The organism is Adhaeribacter aquaticus DSM 16391, from assembly GCF_000473365.1.
Lineage (GTDB): Bacteria > Bacteroidota > Bacteroidia > Cytophagales > Hymenobacteraceae > Adhaeribacter > Adhaeribacter aquaticus.
This window is the reverse complement of record NZ_KI421517.1, coordinates 560055-582679: the sequence shown is the minus strand read 5'-3', so window position 1 is coordinate 582679 and position 22625 is coordinate 560055. Positions and strand designations below refer to the sequence as shown.

At 40.1% G+C, this 22625-nt stretch carries 17 protein-coding genes; 6 read left to right on the top strand and 11 right to left on the bottom strand.

Features of this window, described 5'->3' with window-relative positions:
• Positions 1-37 precede the first annotated feature (37 nt).
• The 4 genes from ADHAQ_RS0104575 to ADHAQ_RS0104560 all read right to left on the bottom strand — a co-directional run bounded on the left by ADHAQ_RS0104575 (position 38) and on the right by ADHAQ_RS0104560 (position 5817).
• On the bottom strand, positions 38-2266 hold the full coding sequence (locus ADHAQ_RS0104575) for a LysM peptidoglycan-binding domain-containing protein (RefSeq protein ID WP_026461934.1): 2229 nt from the start codon (positions 2264-2266) through the stop codon (positions 38-40).
• 343 nt (positions 2267-2609) lie between these two features.
• Positions 2610-3254, bottom strand: coding sequence for an O-methyltransferase (locus tag ADHAQ_RS0104570; RefSeq protein ID WP_026461933.1), 645 nt, complete (start codon positions 3252-3254; stop codon positions 2610-2612).
• Positions 3255-3384: 130 nt separating this feature from the next.
• Positions 3385-4617, bottom strand: coding sequence for a M16 family metallopeptidase (locus tag ADHAQ_RS0104565; RefSeq protein WP_026461932.1), 1233 nt, complete (start codon positions 4615-4617; stop codon positions 3385-3387).
• Positions 4618-4683: 66 nt separating this feature from the next.
• Positions 4684-5817 carry a glycosyltransferase family 4 protein gene (locus ADHAQ_RS0104560; RefSeq protein ID WP_084523737.1) on the bottom strand — a complete coding sequence of 378 codons (1134 nt, stop codon included), beginning with the start codon at positions 5815-5817 and terminating at the stop codon, positions 4684-4686.
• Between the two features lie 187 nt (positions 5818-6004).
• Between ADHAQ_RS0104560 and ADHAQ_RS0104555 the strand changes: the two genes are divergently transcribed.
• From ADHAQ_RS0104555 to ADHAQ_RS28820, 3 genes are all read left to right on the top strand, one after another.
• Positions 6005-7294 carry an aminopeptidase P N-terminal domain-containing protein gene (locus ADHAQ_RS0104555; RefSeq protein ID WP_026461930.1) on the top strand — a complete coding sequence of 430 codons (1290 nt, stop codon included), beginning with the start codon at positions 6005-6007 and terminating at the stop codon, positions 7292-7294.
• A 167-nt stretch (positions 7295-7461) separates the two neighbouring features.
• Positions 7462-8940, top strand: a complete 1479-nt coding sequence (locus ADHAQ_RS0104550) for a TolC family protein (RefSeq protein WP_084523735.1) — start codon at positions 7462-7464, stop codon at positions 8938-8940.
• 431 nt (positions 8941-9371) lie between these two features.
• Entirely contained in the window at positions 9372-10856 is a 1485-nt protein-coding gene (locus ADHAQ_RS28820; RefSeq protein WP_051359706.1) for an OmpA family protein, read from the top strand.
• Between the two features lie 205 nt (positions 10857-11061).
• Here ADHAQ_RS28820 and ADHAQ_RS0104535 read toward each other — a convergent pair whose 3' ends face one another.
• From ADHAQ_RS0104535 to ADHAQ_RS0104515, 5 genes are all read right to left on the bottom strand, one after another.
• Positions 11062-11988, bottom strand: coding sequence for an aspartate carbamoyltransferase catalytic subunit (locus ADHAQ_RS0104535; protein WP_026461928.1), 927 nt, complete (start codon positions 11986-11988; stop codon positions 11062-11064).
• A gap of 2 nt (positions 11989-11990) precedes the next feature.
• The gene (gene pyrR / locus ADHAQ_RS0104530; protein WP_026461927.1) at positions 11991-12542 is read right to left on the bottom strand and encodes a bifunctional pyr operon transcriptional regulator/uracil phosphoribosyltransferase PyrR; all 552 of its coding nucleotides are present in this window, start codon (positions 12540-12542) and stop codon (positions 11991-11993) included.
• A 180-nt stretch (positions 12543-12722) separates the two neighbouring features.
• A complete protein-coding gene (locus ADHAQ_RS0104525; protein ID WP_026461926.1) occupies positions 12723-14267 on the bottom strand; it encodes a hypothetical protein in 1545 nt (514 codons plus the stop codon).
• 63 nt (positions 14268-14330) lie between these two features.
• Positions 14331-14735, bottom strand: coding sequence for an EVE domain-containing protein (locus ADHAQ_RS0104520; protein ID WP_026461925.1), 405 nt, complete (start codon positions 14733-14735; stop codon positions 14331-14333).
• Between the two features lie 54 nt (positions 14736-14789).
• Positions 14790-15185: a hypothetical protein gene (locus ADHAQ_RS0104515; RefSeq protein ID WP_026461924.1), complete on the bottom strand. Its 396-nt coding sequence runs from the start codon at positions 15183-15185 to the stop codon at positions 14790-14792.
• A gap of 174 nt (positions 15186-15359) precedes the next feature.
• On the opposite strand from ADHAQ_RS0104515, the gene polX reads away from it, so the two are divergent.
• Positions 15360-17078 carry a DNA polymerase/3'-5' exonuclease PolX gene (gene polX, locus ADHAQ_RS0104510; protein WP_026461923.1) on the top strand — a complete coding sequence of 573 codons (1719 nt, stop codon included), beginning with the start codon at positions 15360-15362 and terminating at the stop codon, positions 17076-17078.
• Entirely contained in the window at positions 17078-18049 is a 972-nt protein-coding gene (locus tag ADHAQ_RS0104505) for a glycosyltransferase family 9 protein (RefSeq protein WP_026461922.1), read from the top strand. The genes polX and ADHAQ_RS0104505 overlap by 1 nt, the downstream gene beginning before the upstream one ends.
• A gap of 148 nt (positions 18050-18197) precedes the next feature.
• Here ADHAQ_RS0104505 and serS read toward each other — a convergent pair whose 3' ends face one another.
• Entirely contained in the window at positions 18198-19472 is a 1275-nt protein-coding gene (serS, locus tag ADHAQ_RS0104500) for a serine--tRNA ligase (protein ID WP_026461921.1), read from the bottom strand.
• Positions 19473-19745: 273 nt separating this feature from the next.
• On the opposite strand from serS, the gene rho reads away from it, so the two are divergent.
• Positions 19746-21671, top strand: a complete 1926-nt coding sequence (gene rho, locus ADHAQ_RS0104495; protein ID WP_026461920.1) for a transcription termination factor Rho — start codon at positions 19746-19748, stop codon at positions 21669-21671.
• A gap of 71 nt (positions 21672-21742) precedes the next feature.
• Here the strand turns inward: rho and ADHAQ_RS0104490 are convergent, their stop codons facing one another.
• Complete coding sequence (locus ADHAQ_RS0104490; RefSeq protein ID WP_026461919.1) at positions 21743-22600, bottom strand: UbiA family prenyltransferase; 858 nt, start codon at positions 22598-22600, stop codon at positions 21743-21745.
• Positions 22601-22625: the final 25 nt, after the last annotated feature.

Here is a 22625-nt window from a genome sequence, read left to right as displayed (position 1 = left end):
GAATATTCACTGCGCCCTTTATTTTAAATATTTACTCTTAATTCCGGCTTTCAGATATAACTTTTATCTCTAACCTCTCGCCCGGTTTTACATTAAAATCAACTTTGTTATTCCAGTCCATTATCTCTTTAATGGTAACACCATACCTGCGGGAAATTTGGTACATTGTTTCGCCGGTTGCTACAGTATGGGTAGTAACAGTCCCGGATGCTATAGAAGCAACTACTTGTTTAGCTGGTTTTAATGCTGGTGCTTCATTAGTGATTGGTGTAGCTGCTACTTTTGGGGTACTTACTGGTCCGGATACCTGTAAATGCTGGCCAATTGCTAGAGGCGTCCCTCCTATGTTGTTCCAGGCCTTCAGGTTTTCTACTGTAATGCTGTATTTCCTGGAAATACTAAACAAGGTTTCTCCCTGACTGACCACATGTACCCCCGAATTTTGGTTGGCTACTGGTGCCATGGCGCCTGGTTGTTCTTTTGAAACGGGTGCGGAAGCACTGGGTCCGGCAGGTTCTTTGGTAACCGCTGCTGTTTTTATTGCTTCTTTTTTTGCTCCTGGTGCGGCATCTTTTAGCACTACCGGGTTGGCATTAGCAAAAACAGATTCTTCGGTTTTTACCGGAGCGGCTTTAGTTCTTTTCCTGTACAGAATAAGCTCTTCCTGCTGATTAATTTGTTCTACCTGCGTATCAATATTAGCCGTTAGCACTTGTTCTGTTTGATTTCCGGCTCCATTGGTTTGGGCTAAAGCCGCATCCACCGGAGCTGATTCTGTGAGAAATACGTCATCATCGTCTGATTCAGTACCATTAAAAGCTTCGGTAATAACTGCTTCTTTTTGGAGATCACTAACTTTGTCGGTTTTATTTTTATTTGCCGGTAATCTGGTGCCTGCAGTTGCTTTTTTAGTTTTTACCTCATCCAGTACTTCATTCTGCGATAGCACAACCGGATTGGCCGGCGCTTGTACCGGTTCTACCTCCGGATAGGTTTTCTGGTACTCTATTGGTGTATGATTTGGACGTCGGTGTTGTAGCCATAGTAAACGGCCTTCTGCCAAAGTTTCATTTTGTTTCATGCGGTTGTACCACATTACAAACTTAACCTTCATGCCATGCTTCTGTGCAATCTGGTGTACCTGCTCACCTTTTTTCACAACATGGTACTGCGATTCCGCTTTGTTTTTCTTCCGCTCAATATAGTAAGCTTCCCCTTCTACAATGGGATCAAAACTATACATGTCGTTATAGGCCAAAAATTTTCTGGTAGATAAATCAGCTGCTGAGGCCAGCTTTTCTTTGGTATCGCCTTTGCGGGCAATAATAACTTTTAAGCCATTTTGTTTTCTGAATTCCCGCTTGGCAACTCTGCCGGTTCTCTTATTGGTTTCAGGTAAGGTGGCCGAGGCGGTAGCCGGAGCATTACCAACTTGCTGGGAGGCAAATACGGCTTGTTGATCGGGGTTAGTAACCGGTACAATAACGGTATAAAGCTTATCTGATGGAATATAGTTATTGGCTACCCATTTGTTGTATTTCTGTAGTTCTGCAATATCAAGTTGGTTTTCTAGCGCTATATCCGATAGGTTTTTGCCGGAGGCTTTAATTTCAGCCAGCATTACGGCAGGAGCAGGATTTTTATTTACCGAACTTTCATAAGCAACTTTATGAGCCAGTAAGGTTAAAATGTACGGATGCGTTTTCTCCGTAATTTCCATTTCCTTTTTATTTACATCTTCGGTTTTAGCGTAGCTTTTGGCTCCTGTAAAACCTAAATTGTAGGAAAGAATCGTGTTATGCCAATTTTTATAGTACAGATTATTGCTCTTAATCAGGTAACGGGCCGCACTTCTGGTAGATTCTATAATGTGTTTACGTTCATCTACATCCTGGTTTATTCTTAAACCATAATCGCCGGCGGCTTCTTTTTTAAATTGCCAAAAACCCACCGCATTGGAGGTAGATACAGCTTCAGAATTTAAGCCACTTTCTTGTAAAGCCAGGTATTTAAAATCATCCGGCAGGCCTTCTTCCCGGAAAATTCGCTCAATTACCGGAAAATAAATATTCGCGACATCAACTTTTAACTGAAAATATTTCGGGTACTTATGCAGGGCGTCCACCATGCGCTGGATTTCCTTTTGGGCACCCTCATTTACAATCAGGTGCTGATCAGCAAAATAAATATTAGTTGGAACAATAACGGACTGGGCCTTAGCCACCAAACATAGGAGACTCAGTAAAAGAAGTAAGCTTTTTCTCATAGCAACAAATAAATTTTATGAGCGAAAAATAAAATTTAAAAGCAGGAAACGTTCCGGAAGGATTATTAAGAACTACCTAAAGCATAAGGAAAGATTATGCCTGAAAGCAAAATAGCAGATTAAGAATGGAAGAATAAATTTTAAGCGGTAATATTTATCTACATTTTATCCACAAATCTGAAAAGTGCTGCTTGAAGGCATATGGGACAACTTTCATAAAATGAATAAATTGTATTAGGAATAGGAAGAGCATTGGAGGACAGATGTTCTGCCAATGTTACATTTGTAGAGTGATTGTAATATATAATATTTCCTATGAATGAATCAGTTTAAAGTCATTATTTTATTTTTTGCGGACTAATAACAACCCATCGCGGAGCGGAAGTAAAATGTTTTCTACCCGTTCATCCTGGTGTATTTTCTGGTTGAAATTTTGGAAAGCCTGGGTGCGTTCATCATTTTTAGGTGCTGCTCCTTTGGTTACTTTTCCGCTCCACAGTACATTGTCTATCATAATAAAGCCACCTGGAACTACTTTGTCAAAAACCAAGTCATAATAGGTTGCGTTATTTTTCTTATCCGCATCTATAAAAACCAAATCAAAAGCATAATTTAGCCCAGGAATAATGGTGGCAGCATCCCCTAGGTAATAGCTGATCTTTTCTGCATAACCCGCCTGACTAACATAGTCCCTCACCATTTCCTCTAACTCGTCATTTACATCAATGGTATGAAGTTGGCCTTCCGGAGCTAAGCCTTCGGCTAAGCAAAGTGCGGAGTACCCGGTATAAGTTCCTATCTCCAGAATTTGCTTTGGCTTTATCATGTGGGAAACCATAGAAAGGAACCTTCCTTGCACGTGCCCGGAAAGCATGCGGGGCTTTAGTACATTTAAATGCGTTTCCCGGTTTAATTTTTGTAATAAGGCCGATTCCGGACTGGTATGCTGAGCCACATATTGCTGTATTTCTGGAGAAAGAAAGTCCATTTTTTTTAAGGTAAAGCTGGCTTAACCAGGTAGCTAAATTTTAGTGGTACCTTAAATAGTAAAAGTACCACTTCGGTTATGTTTGGGTGGTGTTACTTCTGCAAAAACTACAGGAGAAACAGGAATAAATTTACGCCGGAATGTAATTGAGAAAGCTTAGATTATCTTCAAATAAAACTTCGTTAGCAATATCCTGCAGTTGTTTCGCATCAATCTGGCGAATCTGATCGAAAATTTCATTCAGAGTATCCACTTTGTCCATATCCAGAATACTTTTCCCTAACATCATCATCAAACCAATGTTACTTTCTTCGGCCATGGCTAATTGCCCCATTAATTGCTCTTTTGCTGTGTGTAGTTGTAAGGTACCTAAAGGTTTTTCCCGCAGCTTCTTTAGTTCTTTTAGTACCAGGTCAGTTGTGCGTTTTAGTTGTTTTTTCTCGGTGCCAAAGTAAATGCCAAACAAACCGGTATCAATGTAGGTGGCATAGTTGGCATCAATGGTATACACTAACCCATGTTTTTCGCGCACACTTAAATTTAAACGGGAGTTCATGCCGGGGCCACCCAAAATATTCACCAACATAAAAAATGGAATGCGTTTAATGTCGGCCAGGGCATAAGCCGGACAGCCAATAACGCAATGGGCCTGTACAATAGGTTTTTCTACACTAATTATATTGGCTTTATAAGCCGAAAAGGGCTGTCGGGCACGTTCTTTGGTGATAGTAGGAATATTGCCTAGGTATTTCTGGGCTAGTTTTACTACTTTTTCAAATGGTAAATTACTCACCGAACAAAACACCAGATGGTCGGTGCTTAAATTATCCGCAATAAATTTCAGGAAATCTTTTTTAGAAAATCCTGATACGCTTTCGCGGGTACCTAAAATATTATTCCCTAAGCTGTGGTTCTGAAAAACTACTTCATCAAAATCGTCCACAATGGCATCTTCGGGCGCGTCCAGGTACATCGACATTTCTTCCAGAATAACCCCGCGTTCTTTTTCTATTTCTTTAGAAGGGAAAGTAGAATTAAAAGTAATGTCGGTAAGCAGTTCAAAGGCCTTCTCAAAATGCTTATCCAGAACCGAAGCATAAAAGCATAACTTTTCTTTGGTGGTATAGGCATTTAGCTCGCCGCCTACGGTTTCTAACCGGTTTATAATATGGAATGACTTCCGCTTCTTGGTACCTTTAAAGGCCATGTGCTCCCAGAAATGGGCTAACCCTTGCTGGTCCTGGTTTTCGTCGCGGCTGCCAATATCTAAAATAAAGCCGCTGTGGGCTATTTTGGTATGACTAACTTGTTTATGTATAATGCGAATGCTGTTAGGCAAGGTATGCAAGTGATAATCAGGCATGCAGTTTTGGTTTTGGGACGACAAAATTACTAAAAAATAAGCAATTTTGGTGGCATTTATATACGATTAACCTTTTAATAAGGAGGTGTAAAGTTGATGGATCTGAGGAATTGTTTTTTCGGCGCGAAATTGTTTTGCGTATTCTCTTCCCCGGGCAATTATGTGCTGGCGTAAAGCAGTGTTTTGTAGTACTGTTTGTAAGTGTTGGGCCAGCTCTTCTGGTTTATTCGGGTCGGCATAAAGGGTATCAGGCCCACCGGCTTCGGCAAAGCAAGAGCCAGTGGAGGTAATAACCGGTACTCCGCTATTTAAGGCTTCTAAAATTGGAATGCCAAAACCTTCGAATAAAGAAGGATATACAAAAATGGTGGCTAATTGGTAAATTACTGGTAATTCTCTTGTAGGTATGTAGGGCAAAAAGAAAACCGCATGGGTTAGCTGATTAGCGACTAAATAAGCCTCCAGTTTTTTGGTATATTCAGTTCGTCGGCCGATAAAAACAATGGGTATATTTTGGTGCGCACCCGCCTGGTGCCACGCTTTCAGTAACATTAATTGGTTTTTCCGATCTTCCAGGGTTCCGACGCATATAATAAACTCTTCTGGTAGGTTGTATTTCTGTTTGATCAAAGTTTTTTCCGCATCCGAACGTACCTCATGAAAGCCAGCATGGCAATCCTGATAAATAACCTGGATCTTTTCAGCGGGTGTTTTATAATTAGTTAATATATCTTGTTTAGTTTGTTCGCTAATAGCAATAATTTTGTCGGCTTTTTCACAAGCATATCTAAACTTTTGCTTGTAAATTAACCGGTCAATAGGTTTGTATAACTCCGGATACCTGATGAAAATAAGATCATGAATGGTAACAACGTACTTGGTGCCGGAGGTTTTTGTAAAAGGCAATTCATTGCTTAAACCGTGGTAAAGCTCAATGCCATCCTGCCGGAGGTTACTTTTTATGCCGGCTGTTCGCCATAAACCCTTGGTGAATTTGGCTAATCCTTGAGGTTGTTTAATTTGTACCTGGTTAGATGGGGTATAAAAGTTTTGAAATTGTGGAGATAAACGCGGGGTGTATAAAAAATAATTTTCCGAAGGAAAATAATTGCGTAACTCCGATATTACAAAGCGGCTGTAATTACCTAACCCGGAAGTATTATTAAAAGCTCTTTTGGCATCAAAGCCTATTCGCATCATGCATTAGCTGTAAAGAAAAGTAAAATTACAGTTCTGCTTTTACATTTTATAATAATAAAGCCGGGTTATTCTTTTATTTTAAGTAGCAGAAGTTAATATTTGCTCAAAGGAATGCGTTGTAACACACGTTAAAAGAATTTTAGGTTAGCTGTAACCTGTATGGCTCTTATCAATAAATTTATAAACTATGAGATACTTACCTATTGATTCCAATTTGTTTATAGAAAACAGGAAAAGGTTTTGCGATCGGATAAAGCGTTGTTCATTGGCTGTTTTTCATTCTAATGATATAATGCCTACCAATGCCGATGGCACGATGCCTTTCCGGCAGAACAGTGATTTATTTTATTTAAGTGGAATTGATCAGGAGGAAAGTATTCTATTAATTTATCCGGAGGCCAAGGATGCCCGAAATCGGGAAATTCTTTTTCTGCGGGAAACAAATGATCATATTCTTACCTGGGAAGGGTATAAACTAACCAAAGAACAGGCTTATGAAATATCCGGCATCAAAAGTATTTATTGGATTACTGAGTTCAAGCAGGTGTTTAATTCTTTGATGGCCGAAGTAGAACATATATATGTTAATACGAATGAACATATCCGGGCCGATGTAGAAGTGGAGTCGCGGGATGCCCGCTTTATTAAATATTGTAAGGAAAAATACCCGGCGCACCAATACGAACGCAGTGCTCCGGTGATGCACTACCTGCGAGCAATAAAATCAGAAATTGAAATAGAATTAATAAAGAAGGCATGTAACATTACCGAAATGGCTTTTCGGCGCTTGCTTAAATTTATTAAGCCGGGGGTTATGGAATATGAAATTGAAGCTGAAATTTACCATGAGTTTCTGAAGCACCGGTCGCGCGGACCAGCGTATAGTTCAATCATAGCATCGGGAGCCAACGCCTGTATATTACATTATGTGGATAATAATCGGGAGTGTAAGGAAGGAGATCTTATTTTAATGGATTTTGGAGCGGAATACGCTAATTATGCTTCTGACTTAACCCGAACGGTGCCTGTAAATGGTACGTTTACCAAGCGCCAGCGGGAAGTTTATAACTCCGTGTTACAGGTAATGAAAACCGCTAAAAATATGTTAGTGCCGGGTAATACCCTGGATCAGTACCATGTTTTTGTAGGTACTGTTATGCAAAACGAACTAATAAAGCTAGGGCTGCTTAATGAAAGCGATGTTAAAAATCAGGACCCGGAGAAGCCATTATATAAAAAGTATTTTATGCACGGTACTTCTCACTTTTTAGGGTTAGATGTACATGATGTTGGTAATAAGTACCGGCCATTTGAAGCCGGAATGGTGTTTACGTGCGAACCTGGTATTTATATAAGAGAGGAGGGTATTGGGATCCGGCTTGAAAATGATATTCTGGTAACGGCAAATGGTCCCGTAGATTTAATGCAGGATATTCCGCTGGAGCCAGATGATATAGAACGGCTGATGAAGGAATAATAAAATTTACTAAGCCAAAAAAATGAGCACCTCCTGTTTTAGGGGTGCTCATTTTTTTTACAGAAAGTGCATAGTTCTTGGAAACTTCAAATTTGAGACAGAATCTCCCGCTAGTTTTGAGCTGTTTGTTTAAAAATTTCAAATTAAGGATCAAAGAAGTTAAGTAGGTGAGGAGATTTCGTTTTATAGGCTTTCTTATATTTATCACTCTTCAGCTTGCAACGCTTGTAAAGGCCCAGGAACATGCTCCGTTACGCGTATTCACCCTAAAACAAGTGGTGTCTTTAGCTAAGTCACAATCATCCAGTTACCGGTATGCGTCTGTGCTGCTCGAAAACAAAACGTGGCAATACAAAAATTACAAGTCTAACTTTCTGCCCCAGCTAAATTTAAACGGAACGCTACCTGAATTTAATAAAACCATTGAGCCTCGTCTTACAGATAAAGGTAGCCTAACATTTATTAATACCCATAATGCCAATTCTTCCTTGCAATTATCGTTGGGGCAGGAACTTGGTTTTACCGGAGGACATATTTCTATTAATAGCCAGATCAAAAGAATTGACGACTTTCAGGTCGCAGCTAATGGTACCCGTTATTCCTCAATACCCTATACCGTCACCTATAATCAGCCTTTTTTTGGGTACAGGTGGCTAAGCTGGGAGAAAAAGATTCAACCGCTTAAGTATGAAGAAGCTAAGCGGGAATATTTAGAGCGAATGGAAATTATCTCGGAAGAGGCCTCTACTCATTTTTTTAATTTGTTATTGAGCCAGATAAGTTTTCAGATTGCTAAAAAAAATGTAATAAACAGCGATACGCTCTACAAAGTATCCTTAAAACGGTTTAATGAGGGGAAAATGCCTGAAAATGAACTGTTGCAAATGGAGTTAACCTTGCTGAATGCCAGGCAAAACCTGGAGCAGGTAGCTTTGGATGTAGAAGGTAGTACACTGCGCCTGAAGGTTTATATTGGTTTGGTAGACGACGAACCCATGCATTTAGTGCCGCCAACGGAAATTCCTAAATTTGACGTAAATGAAAAGGTGGCATTGGAACAAGCGCATAAAAACCGGCAACGCATGATTGGTTTTCAGCGGGAGTTACTGGAAGCAGAGCAAAACCTGGCCCGTGCTAAAGGCGAAACCGGAGTAAGAGCCAATTTATTCGCTTCATTTGGTTTAACCCAGCAGTCGTTGCAATTTGCGCAGGTGTATGATGATCCTTCTGCGCAGCAACGGGTACATTTAGGGTTTAATATTCCTATAATGGATTGGGGTCGTACAGCAGGACGTTTGGGAACGGCCAAAGCTAATCAGGAGCTGGTTAAAACTAATGTCGAGCAGCAGCGGATTAACTTTGATCAGGATATTTACTTAAATGTTAAAATGTTCAGGGTTTTACGGGACCAAATGGAAATAGCCCGGCGCAGCGATGAAATAGCCGATAAAAGATACATAATCACAAAAGAAAGATATTTAAAAGGTGGAATTAGCTTAGTGGATTTGAACATTGCCACTGAAGAAAGAGATAAAGCTACCAAAAGCTATATTAGTGCTTTAAATAAATACTGGCACGCCTATTATCATATCAGGAGAATAACTTTATATGATTTTGAGCTGGATGAGCCACTTATGGGGATTTAGTTAAATGTTTAAAAAATTTATTTAATGCTTATCTAAATAAAGAGCTTTAAATAGCAGATAACTAAACATTTATAAAGGTATTAAAGTATTTAGATAGTTAGTTTAATCCATATTTATTCAAATGAAATTTTACTATATAGGAAAAAAAATTATTTTTGCGGTCGGATAGTTGGTACATAGGAAGTGTCAGATGTATCTAATAATAATTTGACCCGTATTAAAACAAATATTTAAAGCAAAAAGGTAATAAATGATAACAGACCTGAAATGAAAAGAAGGGCTTTAATTAGGAAAAAAGCCTTTGTTAAATAAAAACTAAATTTTAAAAGGATTTATTTTATTGGAACATTTTTCATGAATTAGGGTATATACGCGAAAATTAATATTCCATTTTATAATTATTACAAGTAAATCAACACTAATTTAAAACTATGAAAAGAATTTTTAACAAAACGGTAGCAGCGGCATTTGTGCTATGTTCCTTTTTGGCTACTAGTAGTTATGCACAAAACGCCGACAATAAGTGGGCTCTCTCTGGCTTTGCCAGCGTATATCAATACAAAGGTAATGTGGGTTCCGAGTTCTTTAAATTCGGAGAAGGAAGAACCGGTGGTGGTATTGGTCTTTCCCGTTACTTAAGCCCTTGGTTTGACTTAACGTTAAACTTCAGCCGGGCACGTATTGATTATAACAACAACGTACAAGGCGGTGTGTTTGCAAGTGGCCGTTCTCAGAACTATTATTTCAATGGTGAAATGATGAATGTGCTGGGTGGTGTGAAGGTTAAATTTGGTATTAAAGACGATGCTCTTTTACATCCATATGTATCCTTCGGTTATGGTGGAGCCTTTACAGACGTTTCTGGTCGTGGTGGTTTCGGTACTTTCCCGCCAAACGGTACTGACGGCGATTTAGCTCACGATTTATGGTGGGGTGCTGCCGGTGTTAAACTTAACGTAAGCGAGCGTGTAGGTTTATTTGTACAAACTGGTCAGATGTATTTAACTACCGACCAAACTGACGGTTTCAGAAGACCAAATGATAAATTACACGACCGTTTCTTACAACACAATGCAGGTTTAACTTTTGCTTTAGGTAAAGCTAAAGATACTGACATGGATGGTGTGCCTGATAGAAAAGATAAATGCCCTGATACTCCATCTGGCGTAAAAGTTGATGAAAACGGTTGCCCAGTTGATACTGATAAAGACGGAGTTCCTGATTACCAAGATAACTGCCCAGATGTTGCTGGTGTAGCCTCTCTTAACGGATGCCCTGACCGTGATAACGACGGTGTAGCAGATGCGCAAGACCAATGCCCAGATACGCCAGGTTTACCTGCTCTGAATGGTTGCCCAGATGCTGATAATGATGGTGTAGCAGATGCTCAAGACCAATGCCCAGATACTCCGGCTGGTACTCAGGTAGATGCTAAAGGTTGTCCATTAGACGCTGATGGTGACGGTGTAGCTGATGCTTTAGATAAGTGTCCAAATACTCCGGCTGGTACTCAGGTAGATGCTAATGGTTGCCCATTAAGAAAACCAATCCCAAGAGGTGTTAACCGTGGTAACTTACAAGATACTACTTACATCCAGTTCGAATTTGACAAAGCTGTTCTGCGTAAAGTTTCTTTCAGAAAATTAGATCAAATTGTTCGCTTCCTGAAACAAAACCCAGACTTTGATGTGAACGTTTCTGGTCACGCAGATGCAACTGGTACCGATGAGTATAACCAAGGCTTATCAGAAAGAAGAGCTGCTGCTGTTGCTCGTTACCTGACTAGCAGAGGTAGAATTGCAAGAAACCGTGTAACTACTGTTGGTTATGGTGAGTCCAGACCACGTGGTGATAACGAAACAGCTGCCGGACGAGCACTTAACCGTCGCGCCCAGGTAGAGTTAGTATTTGAATAAGAACCTTAAGAAGATTAGTTGGCCTAACAGCCATAGTACTTAGCAGAACTAATCGGACAATAAAGCAAAAGAGCGGTGGAAATATCCATCGCTCTTTTTGTTTTTATATAGTTTTTTACCAAGGCTTAAATTCAGGAATAAAAAAGCCCGCACAAAAAATTGTGCGGGCTTTTTTATTCCTGAATTTTTTTATTACAGTAGTCTATTAGCTCGTTTTAGAGGCTAGTAAGTATAGAACAGCCATCCGGATAGCTACGCCGTTTTCTACCTGATTTAATATAATAGAATGATGAGAATCGGCTGCATCACTACTTAATTCCACACCCCGGTTTATGGGGCCTGGGTGCATAATCGTAATTTCCTTATCCAGTGTGTCTAATAATTTTTTATCAATACCATAGTATAAGGTATATTCCCGTAAAGAGGGGAAATACTTCATTTGTTGCCTTTCTAACTGAATCCGGAGTACATTTGCTACATCACACCAGGCCAATGCTTTCTTAACGTCCAGTTCTACTTTAACACCTAATTCTGAAATATACCTTGGTAATAAAGTAGCAGGACCACATACCATTACTTCGGCCCCTAGCTTTTTTAGTGCAAAAATATTGGAGAGTGCCACCCGAGAATGTAAAATATCTCCTATAATGGCGATTTTTTTGCCGCCTACTTCGCCATATTTTTCCCGGATAGAGAAAGAATCCAGCAAAGCCTGGGTTGGGTGCTCATGAGTGCCATCACCAGCATTTACAATGTTAGCCTTAATGTGGCGCGATAGGAAGTGAGGCGCTCCAGCACTGGCATGCCGCATCACAATCATATCTACTTTCATGGCTAAAATATTATTAACGGTATCTAGCAAGGTTTCTCCTTTTTTTACGGAGCTACCACTGGCCGAGAAGTTTATAATATCTGCTGATAATCTTTTTTCGGCTAGTTCAAATGAAAGCCGGGTACGGGTTGAATTCTCGAAGAAGACGTTAGCGATTGTTATATCACGCAGGGAAGGTACTTTTTTAATAGTCCGGCTCAGCACTTCTTTAAAATTATCGGCTGTCTCAAATATCAGTTGGATATCAGCCGGAGTAAGATCTTTTATGCCTAGTAAATGCCGGACGCTTAATTGTTGCATATTTAAACTTCGTCGTTTTTGGTAAAAAGCCAAATATTATCTTCTGGGGTATCTTCGTTTTTCCATTCTACCAGCACCCGTTCAGAAGGTAAAGAGTTCACGTATTTACCCACATATTTGGCTTCAATGGGTAAATGCCGGGTATAACGTCTATCAACCAGAACTAATAATTCTACGCTTGCCGGACGACCATAAGCAATCATGGCATCCAAGGCGGCTCTTACTGACCTACCAGTAAACAGCACATCATCAATTAGAATTACTTTCTGACTTTCTATATGGAAGTTAATATTGGTAGCATTGGCGGTTATCGGGCTTTCACGTCGGCGGAAATCATCGCGGTGAAAGGTAATGTCTAACTGACCAGTCCGGATAGAAAAACCTAATATTTCCTGCAGTTTTTTCTGAATTCGCTCGGCTACAAAAATACCACGGGGCTGTAAGCCAAGAATTACAGACTGCGAAAAATCTACATGAGTCTCGATGAGCTGATGCGAGAGGCGCTGAATCATGATGTCCAGCAACTGATTGCTTACGATAAGTCTTTTCTGCATGGCCTTTTTCCAGCACAAATATAAATATTAGAATCTAGGCACAAAATAATTATTAGCAATTCGGGATAAGTACTTATTTTTTTGCCCAGTAAAAGGTAATGGTATAAGTAATGTCATAGTTGCCTAACGGCATTTATAACCTTTTGTGTCGTATGCCAAAATCCTTTAGAAGTATCTCCTTTACTTAAAAGAGACTTTGTTTATGAAAAAGATCCGTTTGTTCGAACTGCGGGGAGAGCGAATATAGTGGTAACCAAAGGCAATAAAATGGGGGCCGTACCAGTGCAACAGCGTGGTGTTGTCAGCAGAGGTTATTTTTTCATCCGGAGCATTTGTTCTAAGAGGCTCTACTAAAGCTTCTTCGCTGGTACTATCTTGATTCACAATTTTATACCTGATTTCTTTCTCGTAGGCATAAGCCATAATTGTTTTGTCCTGATAAAACCCGAATTGGGAAACAGGTATTAGTTCATCATCTTCTACATCTTTAATTACTAAGCTATTATCCCATAGGTAGTTGCCGTCTTTGTCGAAAACGCAAACCAGGGAGTGCGAATACTTATAATTGCGGTTATAGCCGGGGTTTGTCCGGTAGGCATTTTCCAATAAGTCAGGTCGCCAGCGAGCTCGGGCTAATATGGCGCTGCTGCGGTAGTTATACAAGGAACGATAAGTGGTAGAACGCTGATTATACACTTCCCCCACTAAGTATAATTTTTCCCCGTGCCAAATAGCATCATGAATAAGCAGTTGGTATTGTTGCCGGAATGTCTTGTTTTTAGCCGCGTATTTTTGGGCTTTTGTGAAAAGCCGCTCCCGGGACTTTTTCCGCATAAAATCGAAAAAGTGCTTCAACTGGATAAAATCGTAATACCGGATCGTTTCTAAATTATTTAAGGTAGTAGAAAACAAACCTTGTGCAAAGCGGGAATCGCGGAGAGAATAAGCTCCTATTATTACTTTACGAGTACTATCGCCGGGACTTATTTTTGCTGTAATTAAACTCTGCCGCTCCACTGGCCTTATAAAATTGGAAGTAAAAAGGTTGCCCTGGCTGTTAAAACGTTTTACTTGTAGCCGCCCAATATTACTTTTAGATTCGGCCAGAATAAACTCTGCCCGCCTGGTGAGGGTGTCTAAATGAAAATCTACTAAAGTATTTAATGGTCCATAAAGAGCCGGTATAGTTTTAAGCTCATTGTTTATTTCATCTAGGTGAATAACAAAGGAGTTAACAGAACTTTTAGCTGTAATAAATATGTGGTTTTCTAAAATCTGAAAGCTCTCTAGGTCTACTTCGTATTTTATATCATGTTGCCGAAGGTTATAGCTGTTTAATATATTTGTACCGGTTTTAGGGTCTATTTTAAGAATGCTGAACTCCGAAGAGTTACTGTGTTTATAAAGAGCATAAACAAAATCAGGACCCGGGAAGAACTGATAAAACTCCAGCCGATTTTCCAGTTCTACCTTTTGTGACCAAACCAATTTGAAATCTTTGGAATACTTTTGGAAAGAATGTTCTTTTTTAAAGGAAAAGTAAGGACGTTTATAAATCAGAAACGTGCTATCGGGTAAAGGCAACACCTCTATTGGATTAGAGTCTTCATCTTCTATTTCTATCCGGTGCGGTTGAGAAATAGATTGAGCAGCAACAACCAGAGCCGTTCCCGAAAAGAACCCAAGGCAAAATAAAAAGCGAATTACGTTAGAAAGGTAGTTCATGCTTGTAGCATTCTAAAAAGAGTCGCCAATAGGTATTGCTGCTCAATGGGAACAGGCGGTAAATTAATTACCTAAGCCCAGAATTACTTCAAACTCCTCTGCCTTTAACGGCATTACCGACAGACGAGATTGTTTTAATAAAGCAATATTTTCTAAACGAGTATCCTTTTTAATTTGATCCAGGGTAACTTTTTCTTTAAAATCACGAACGGGCTCCAGGTCTATAGTAACCCATCTCGGGTCGTCACTGGTAGTATCCGGGTAGGCTTCTTTCGCTACTTTTGCCAAACCCACAATCGCTTTTTCCGATATACTGTGATAAAACAACACCAGGTCGCCGGCTTGCATAGCCTGTAAATTATTACGAGCCTGAAAGTTTCTTACTCCCGTCCAGGATGTTTGTCCATCTTGAACCAAATTGCCCCAGCTATAAGCCTCAGGCTCTGATTTTACTAACCAATAACGCATTTAAATCTAACTTATTCTGATTACTTTAATGAATGAGGATCAAAAGTAATAAATCTATTTTTTTGAATTAGAATGAAAACGCAGGGATAGTAAATTTTCTGAAATGGAAACGAACTCCAAATTTAAATTATAAGTAGCGTCCTTAAACGTTACCTGCAGCTGGTTTGGCTTAATGAGCTTCCAATTACCTTCATGTTCTTCTAAGCCATCTGTAGGGGCAATGGTATACAGTTTAAAAACACCTTCTTTTTCCAGGGCAAAACCAGTTCTGCCGCGGGCTGGCGGAAACGGATACGTATTAGGCCGATAAACTTTGATTTCTAAATTATCTTCTTCTGCCGCGTGAATCCAGATTTTACCAAATAAAAACGGCGGTAATTCCTCGTTCTGGCTACAGGTAGTACCGGTTAAAGTTAAGAACCCAAAAAGAAACAGAATGTAATACTTCATGGCAGTAAGTAAGCCCGTTGTTGCTAATATACATTTTTCTAACGAGAAATAAGGTATCTTGTGTTGTATTGTTAGTGGCTATATATCCCTGCAAACCTACTGGATTTTAAGGCAACCCACGGGATAAGGTAAAACCAAAATTCTTATCTTTGTAAAAAAGCTAAGCTTCTATCTTTGGAAAATAAAAAAGTTATACGTGCTTTTCGACTGGCAACTTCTTTAATGGAGTTGCACGACGAGAACCCTTTTAAAATTCGGTCATATACCAATGCGGTTGCCGTATTAGAGCGCTTCGAAACACCTTTAGCCGGTTTGTCTGCGGCGCAACTGGAGCGCATGGATGGGATTGGGAAAACGCTGGCAGCTAAAATTGTAGAGTTAACTGAAACAGGTTCATTCGCCGAGTTGGATCAATTTATTACGGCCACTCCTCCGGGCGTTATTGAAATGCTTAGCATAAAAGGCATTGGTCCGAAAAAAATACGTGCCATCTGGAAAGATTTAGGAGTAGAAACCTCTGAGGCTTTGCTGGAAGCTTGTGAAAAAAATGAATTGGCAGCTCTTAAAGGGTTTGGTGCTAAAACCCAGGAAACTATAAAGAATGCTTTGCTCTATAACCAGGAAAGCAAAGGTAAAGCCTTGTATGCCGAAGTTGAAACACTAGCCTATAACCTACGGGATTACCTGCAGGAAAAGTTAGAAACAGCTTTAGTAGAAGTAGCAGGAGAGGTGCGTCGTCGGTTAGAAATTATTCAAACCTTATCTTTAGTAGTAGCCTCTGAAAGCCCGGTACAGGTACAGGAAGTTCTAAATAAGGTACCGGAATTAGAACAGGATGGCGTTGCATCTGGCCCTTTTATGTGGCGCGGACGCGAAACAACTTCGGGTTTAGCGGTATCAGTAAAAATGGTGCCACCAGCCAGGTTCTTCAATGAGCTACTTTTGTTAACCGGCTCTGAAGAACACCTAACCAATACTTATAATGAAACGGATTGTTTGCTGCAACTAACCCGAAAGGAACTTTTTGTTTCGGAAGTAGCTATTTATGAACGGGCGGGTTTAGCTTATGTGCAACCTGAAATGCGGGAAGGAAGGCATGAACTGCTGCTGGCCAAAGAAAATGCGCTGCCACAATTATTATCCGATGATGATTTGCGTGGAATTTTGCATAACCACTCTACCTACAGTGATGGCGCCCATACCTTAGAACAAATGGCTGTTTATTGCCGAGATAAAGGTTATGATTATTTAGGTATTTGCGATCATTCTAAAGCTGCTTTTTATGCTAATGGATTACAGGAGTTCCGGGTAAAAGAGCAGCAGAAGGAAATAGATAAACTAAACGAGCAGCTGGCTCCTTTTAAAATTTTTAAAGGTATTGAATCTGATATTTTAGCAGATGGTTCCTTAGATTACAGCAATGACATACTGGCAACCTTTGATTTTATTGTAGCCTCTGTTCATAGTAATCTTAAAATGGACCTTAGTAAAGCCACCAACCGCTTGATTACTGCCATTGAAAATCCTTATACTACTATATTGGGGCATCCAACCGGCCGGTTATTATTACGACGCGAAGGTTACCCGATTGACCATAAAGCAATAATTGATGCCTGTGCCGAAAATGGAGTTATCATAGAAATCAATGCTAATCCGTGGCGCCTGGATTTAGATTGGCGCTGGGTTGAGTATGCTTTAAGTAAAGGAGTAATGTTGAGTATTAATCCAGATGCCCACAGCATGGAAGGTTATCATGATATGCGGTACGGGGTTTTAATGGGTCGCAAAGGAGGACTTGCCCGGGAAATGACGTTTAATGCTTTTTCAGTAGAAGAGGTAGCCGCTCATTTTGCTAAACGGAAAGCACGCGCCGCAGAACTAGTAGCCTCCTAATGAAGCAAAAGATATTAATCATCCGGTTTTCTTCCATTGGTGACATTGTACTTACTACACCAGTTATACGGGCACTGAAAAAGCAATTAGCCAATGCTGAAATTCATTATGTAACGAAGCAGAATTTTAAAAGTATTGTTGCACCTAATCCTTATTTAGATAAAGTACATTACCTGCAGGAGAATTTAACTACTTTAATAGAAGAATTACGGCAAGAAAATTTTGATTACATTGTTGATCTGCATAATAATTTACGAAGCCGGTTAATCCGGTTTAAATTAGGTGTGCCCGGAGCCAGTTTCAATAAGTTAAACCTCCGCAAGTGGCTGTTGGTAAACTTTAAAATTAACAAAATGCCAGCTGTTCATATCGTAGACAGGTATTTGGCAACCGCTAAAAAATTAGGCATCAAAAACGACGGAGCAGGGCTGGATTATTTTATTCCTGCTCAGGATGAAGTTTTCTTATCAACTTTGCCGGCTACGCACCAAAACGGCTATGTGGCAATTGCCATCGGAGCTCAGCATTATACCAAGCGTTTGCCCACTGAACGCATAATAGAATTATGTGAAAAGATAAACAAGCCCATCTTATTACTTGGCGGCAAAGAAGATACAGCAGCAGGAGATGTGATAGCGCAATACTTTCTAAACAAAGAATCTAAGGGTACAAAAATATATAATGCTTGTGGTAAGTTTAACTTAAACCAATCGGCCTCTTTGGTTCGGCAAGCTCATATAGTTTATAGCCACGATACAGGACTAATGCACGTGGCAGCAGCTTTCAAGAAAAAGGTTGTAAGTATTTGGGGTAATACGGTGCCGGAGTTTGGTATGTATCCTTACAAAACAGAATTTACGGTGCTGGAAAACAACAATATTCTTTGTAGGCCTTGTTCTAAAATCGGCTATGCAAAATGCCCGCAAGGACATTTTAAATGTATGCGCGAGATTGAATTTAATAATGTGTAAGTTTAGCTAGCTCAGATTTTATAAAATTGGTATAATTCAAATTATGAGTTAATAAGTAAATATTGGCTTTTACTGAAAATAATACAAAAAATGGACCCACATTCTAGAGAAGTGGGTCCATTTTTTGTATTATTCTTAAAATTGGTTTTTAATTAATCGTGTCAAATCCGCAGTATGGGTGCAGCACTGAAGGTAATTTTATGCCTTCTGGTGTTTGATTATTTTCCAGAATAGCTGCTACAATACGAGGTAAAGCCAGGGCACTACCATTTAAAGTATTTAATAGCTGTGTTTTGCCATTTTCGCCTTTGTAGCGCAACTTTAACCGGTTAGCCTGGTAGGTTTCAAAATTACTGGCCGAACTTACTTCCAGCCAGCGTTTCTGGGCAGCCGAGTAAACTTCCATATCAAATGTAAGGGCTGCAGTAAAGCTCATATCACCGCCGCATAACCGTAGTACCCGGTAGGGTAATTCTAGCTTTTGCAATAAACTTTGAATATGCTGACTCATTTCCTCCAGGGCCGCATACGATTTTTCAGGTTCCTGAATCTGGACAATTTCAATTTTGTCAAACTGATGCAAGCGATTTAAACCACGAACATCTGCTCCCCAGGAGCCCGCTTCGCGCCGGAAACAGGGGGTATAGCCGGCATTTTTTATCGGAAGCTTTTCGCGGGGAATAATTTCATCACGGTAAATATTAGTAATCGGTACTTCGGCCGTAGGTATTAAATAATAGTTATCGGCGGTAGCATGGTACATTTGGCCATCTTTATCCGGTAATTGGCCAGTGCCATAACCAGAGGCCTCATTTACCAAAATAGGTGGTTGTATTTCGCTATATCCCGCTTTAATTGCTTCATCTAAAAAAAAGTTTATTAAAGCTCGTTGCAAGCGCGCACCTTTATTTTTATATACCGGAAAGCCTGCTCCTGTAATTTTATTGCCTAATTCAAAATCAATTATATCGTACTTCTTAATCAGCTCCCAATGCGGTAAAGCATTTTTGGGTAACGTCGGAATTTCTCCATGCTGGAGAACTATTTCATTGTCTTCAGCTGTTCTACCTTCAGGAACACTGCTGTGAGGTAGGTTTGGTAGCTTTACCAAAGTAGCCTGCAATTGTTCTTCCAGAGAAGCTAGCTCCTCTGAATATTGCTTGGTTTTAGTTTTTAGTTCAGCGGTTTCCGCTTTTAATTTTTCTGCGCCTTCTTTGTCGCCGCTCTTCATTTTATTGCCAATTTCGCGAGCCAGGTTATTTGCTTTTGCCTGGGTGTCGTCGTGTTCGGTCTGAATGCTACGGCGCTGCTGGTCAAGGTCTAGAATAGCACGAACATCTTGCTCGGCCGTTTTATAATGCTTTTTGAGCAATCCGTTAATTACGTGCTCAGTTTGTTCTCTTAAAACAGTTAATTGTAACATGTTTATCTCTTTTGGGCCTGCAAAAATATACTTTTTTAAGTAGCAGATTAAAGAATAGAAAATTTTAATATATTTATTGAAACATTTTATATAAAATCTACCGTATTATTTGGTAATTAGGTTACATTGCTATAACATTGTAGTGCTAATTAAAAAAACCCGAGCTATTTCCTGGCTCATTCTATTAACAATAATCACTTTTCCAGAAAAAAATCGCTCCTGTTGCCTCCCGCAATTCTGTGAAGCAAATGTTACTAACTACCTAATTTCTGTATGTACAATATTGAAGAATTGAAAGACAGGCTTCTTTCAGAACTTAAAGAGATTGCTGAAGAGCTTGGTGTTACCAATTTCAACAAATTAAGCAAGCAAGATCTTATCTATAAAATATTAGATCAACAAGCCGTTACCCCTCCTGAAAAGCTTCCTAAAAAATATCGTTCCTCAGCTCGTAAACAGCCAGAAGCCGATACGGCAGAAAACACTGGGCAGGCTTCTATTTTTGAAGAAGCATCTCCCATGACAGATTCTTTAACTGGAGATGCCCTTCCGGTGCCGGCTCCAGTAGAACCAACTGTTGCCACAAATGAATTGACTGATACTCAGGTTCGGCCCGTAATAAAAAGAGAGCCGCGCCAGCATACCGAACCACGCACACCAAGGGAGCCAAGAACACGGGAGCCAAGAGAAAACCGGGATAATCAGGTACCGCGTGAATCAAATCGCGAACCTAAAGAACCGCAGCAGCCACGGGATACGCCGCAGAACCGGGAAAGTGCTCCTCCTCGGGAAAATGTTATTCCTAGGGAAAATATTCAACCACGGGAGCAAGCTCCAGCCCGGGAACCAAGGGAGCCGCAGCAACCACGGGAACAAAATATCCAGCCGCGCGAGAACCGGGAACAGAATGGACAACCACGGGATAACCGGGAGCAAAATCAACAACCGCGCGAGAACCGGGAACAAAATAATTTCCAGCAACGCCGGAATAATCAACCGCAGGGCCAGAATCCAGGTAATAACACTAATGCCAATTTGACATCGGCACAGGTGGCCATGGCCAACAATAATAATTTTAAAGAATTTGATGGCGTAATTGTAAACGAAGGGGTATTAGAGCTGATGCAGGATGGCTATGGCTTTTTACGCTCTACCTATTATAATTATTTAGCTAGCCCGGATGATATTTATGTATCGCCGTCGCAGATTAAATTATTCGCGTTAAAAACAGGAGATACAGTTAAAGGTCAAATTCGTCCACCGAAAGAAGGAGAAAAATATTTTGCTTTATTAAAGGTAGAGTCCGTTAATGGCCGTACTACCGAAGAAATCCGGGACCGGATTCCATTCCAACACTTAACACCGCTTTTTCCGCAGGAAAGGTTAAAATTAAGCACCAAATCATCCCAATATTCAACCCGTATCATGGATCTTTTTGCACCCATCGGTAAGGGACAGCGGGGTATGATTGTGGCACAGCCTAAAACCGGTAAAACCGTTTTGTTGCAGGAGATTGCTAATGCTATTTCCGAAAACCATCCAGAGGTTTATCTCATGATTTTATTGATTGATGAGCGTCCGGAAGAGGTTACCGATATGTCCAGGAATGTGAACGCAGAAGTTATTTCATCTACGTTTGATGAAACGGCGGAGCGCCACGTAAAAATTGCCAGCATCGTACTGGACAAAGCCAAACGTATGGTAGAATGCGGACACGATGTAGTAATCTTATTAGATTCTATTACGCGTTTAGCCCGTGCTTATAATACTGTAGTGCCAAGTTCTGGTAAAATATTATCGGGTGGGGTAGATGCCAATGCTTTGCATAAACCTAAGCGTTTCTTTGGAGCAGCCCGTAACGTAGAAAATGGTGGTTCTTTAACCATTATTGCTACAGCCCTAATTGATACCGGTTCTAAAATGGATGAAGTTATCTTCGAAGAATTTAAAGGTACTGGTAACATGGAGTTGCAATTGGATCGGAAACTGGCGAATCGTCGTATTTATCCGGCTATTGATATTCCGGCATCCAGCACTCGTAAAGAAGATTTGTTGATGGACAGAGATGAACTGAACCGGGTATATATTCTGCGCAAGTTTATGGCTGATATGAATGCCGTAGAAGCCATGGAGTTTTTGAAAGACCGTATGAAAGGTACTAAAGACAACGATGAATTCCTGATATCGATGAACAGCTAATCAATTCTATAATAATTAACAAAAGGCCTGCTTTCTGAAAAGGAAGCAGGCCTTTTCATTTTTAATATAAGTTATGACCACAGGATCATCAAGATAAACGCCAGGCTAATGGAAAGGGAAGATGTTTTATTCATCCGCATGGTGTTTTCGAAATTTGCTTCGTCCGGGTTTTTAGTAACCTTCCAAAACCATTGACTAAAGAAAACAACAACTGGTGCGGTACATACTAAGAATATAAACATATTTTGGAGCTGCTGATTCTTAAAATAAGCAATTCCTAAAACAGCGGAGGCTACTAACAAACTAATAGCTGCAAATAGTAAAGTACCTTTAATGCCAAGTAGTAAACTTAATGTTTTATCACCCCGGCGGGCGTCTTCCTCGTGCTGGTATATTTGGGTAATAGGGTAGGAGCCACAAAGAAAGAGCGAACTCACGGCTGCAAAAACCAGGTTCTGGGGGCGGAATAAATATTCTGTTTTATAGCCTAAACCTACCTGCACCATTATAAATGTGAACGCACCCTGAAAGAATATTACTACTAAGGTGCTGATGATCGGGTATTTTTTGAGCCGGATTTTATCGTAACTGTAAGCTTTGGAAACCAGCAGGTAAATAGTAATACAAGCTGCAAAGGCAGCCGATAAAAGAAATGCCATACCTATGGCCAGTAAATCAAAAATTACGACTAGCCAGAATAAAGATTTATTTACATTAGGAGGGTTTTTTAGACCGCCAATGCTGCCTTCATCTTTATCAAAATAAGAATTGTACCCATTACTGGCCGGGTAAACCAATAAATGAATGATCAAAAATATACCTAATGCTCTTGTGGTACTAAAGCTATCTGCAGTACTTACCGAAAACCAGAAAATGGGCATCAGGTAAACTGAAAAAGGTATGCGCATTAATTTCAGAGCATCAAGCATTGTTGTGTTATTGGTGTAGTTTGCA